General features: G+C 74.9%; 2 protein-coding genes. Both read right to left on the reverse strand.

Annotation, left to right across the window (positions count from 1 at the left end; genetic code table 11):
• Positions 1-343: 343 nt before the first annotated feature.
• Complete coding sequence (locus tag DZF91_RS41635; RefSeq protein WP_235833985.1) at positions 344-793, reverse strand: aggregation-promoting factor C-terminal-like domain-containing protein; 450 nt, start codon at positions 791-793, stop codon at positions 344-346.
• A gap of 407 nt (positions 794-1200) precedes the next feature.
• Positions 1201-2191: aggregation-promoting factor C-terminal-like domain-containing protein (locus tag DZF91_RS41640; protein WP_328589099.1), on the reverse strand; the 991-nt coding region annotated here is incomplete at its 5' end.

The raw sequence follows: 2191 nt of genomic DNA on the forward strand, positions 1-2191 counted from the left end.
CGGGCGGCGGCGCGGACGCGTCGGCCGGGGCCCGGGGCCGGGCGGCGCCGCAGGACGCGGAGCAGGCGCGGCCGGTCCCGGACGGTGTCGGTGCATCGGTGAGTGGACACGGTTTCAGCGTGCTCAGGTTCCGCGCCGGGACGCGGGCAGATTCCGGGGCCGCGGACCGGGCTTTTGCCGACCCATGGGCGCGTGCTTTCCGAGTGGACGGACAAAGGGGACGGACCGGAGTCCGTCCCCTCGCGTCCGCGCCGGGACACAAGCCCCGGACGAGACAAAGCCCTGCGGATCAGGCGACTAAAGCGGCCATCGCCGGACGTGCCGTCCGATCAGGGCGAAGCGGTCAGTACCAGCCGCGCGCGTTGGAGTGGCCGAGGGCGCGGCACGGGGTGCCGTAGCGGCCCTTGATGTAGCGCAGGCCCCACTTGATCTGGGTCTTCGGGTTGGTGCGCCAGTCCTTGCCGGCACTGCGCATCTTGCGCCCGGGGAGCGCCTGCGGGATGCCGTACGCGCCGGAGGCGTTCCCGGCCTTGTGGTTCCAGTGGCTTTCCCGGTTCCAGAGCTTCACCAGGCACTTGTACTGCCGGTTCGACCAGCCGCGCTTGGCGACCATGGTCCTGGCGATCGCCCTGTTGCGCTGGGCGCGGGAGAGCTTGTGCGCGGTCGTCTTCGCCGTGACGGTGGCGCGGGTCGGGGCCGCCGCCTGGGCGGGGACGGCCTCGGCGGCGACGCCGAAGGTCAGGGACGCGGCGAGGACGAGCGTGGCGGAGCGACGGAGCGGCTTGACAGCCAAGGCGAACCTTTCGTCGTGCCGGACGGACCGGTCGGTCCGGCGGATGGCCACCTCGGTCGGCGCGGCCACGCCCGTGCGGGCGTGGCGACCGGGCGCCGGGGGCGTCGGGGGGACGCGATGGCCGTGCGGAAGCGCCGTCCCCTGGAAGGGGGACGGGACGCACGTGCTGCCGAGGTGGAGGGCCGACCCGCGAGGGCGGGGTCAGCCGGGAGGGCGCGATCCTTGCGCGCCCAAGGGGCCCTTCCCTCCGAACGGGAGAGGGCTTCCCTCAGTTGGACGGCCGAGATCGGACGGGCCGTCCAAGTCCTGTTGAGTTGGGACCGGGCGGGATGCCGGTCGGGCGCCGGTGCGTGGACCGGCCGGCGGCGCGGACGGCCGACGTCGCGCGTCGGCCGTCCGGCCGGATGTCAGTACCAGCCGACGGACTGGCTGTGCGCCCAGGCGCCGCAGGGCGTGCCGTAGCGGCCCTTGATGTAGCCGAGGCCCCACTTGATCTGGGTCTTGGCGCTGTTCTGCCAGTCGAGGCCCCACTTGATCTGGGTCTTGGCGCTGTTCTGCCAGTCGGAGCCCGCGCTCGCCATCTTGGAGCCGGGCAGGGCCTGCGGGATGCCGTAGGCGCCGGACGTCGGGTTGGAGGCGTGGGTGTTCCAGCCGCTCTCCTTGTTCCACAGCTTGACCAGGCAGCCGAACTGCCCGGAGCCGGAGAACCCGTAGCTCGGCAGCATCGTCTTGGCGATCTGCTGGGCGGTGCCGGCGGGCACCGGGTCGCCGGACGGGCCGCCACCGCCGCCGCTGCCGCCCTTGTCGCCGCCCGCGGAGTCCGCGGACTTGGTGGGCGTCGGGACGGGCTTGCCCTTCGGCATCAGCTTGATCTTGTCGCCCGTGGCGTCGCGGTTGGCGCGGGACGCGCGGTCGATCGCCAGCTTCTTGCGCTGCGCCTCGACCTTCGCGGGGTCGAGCGGCGGCATCGCGGCCTTGGCCGGGCCCGCCGCGACGGTGGTCTTGTCCGAACCCGCGGCCTCGCTCTTGCCCGAGCCGGTGAGGGCGTAGGCGGCGGCGCCTCCGCCGCCGAGGACCACGACCGCGCCCGCCGCGATCGCGGCGATCTTCATGCCGGTGCGGCCGGACGCGCCGGAGCGCGGCGAACCGGAACGGGACGGGCCGGAGACCGACGCGGGACGGCGTCCGCCGCTCCTGCGGGCCTGCCGGGGACGGCGCGCGCGCCCGGCGGGCTCGTCGCTCGAGATGACCTCGGTGGCTCCGGGGAAGCCCGCGGACGGGGAGTGACCGGGCTCGAACGGCGGGAGTTCGCCGGTGTCGCCCGCCACGCCCGCGCCCGGCCGCTCCGGCGCGCCGGCGACCCGCAGGTCGTCCTCGGCGGTGCCGGGGGCCTCGGCG

This window comes from Actinomadura logoneensis (genome assembly GCF_003428695.1).
In the GTDB taxonomy this organism is placed as follows: Bacteria; Actinomycetota; Actinomycetes; order Streptosporangiales; family Streptosporangiaceae; genus Spirillospora; species Spirillospora logoneensis.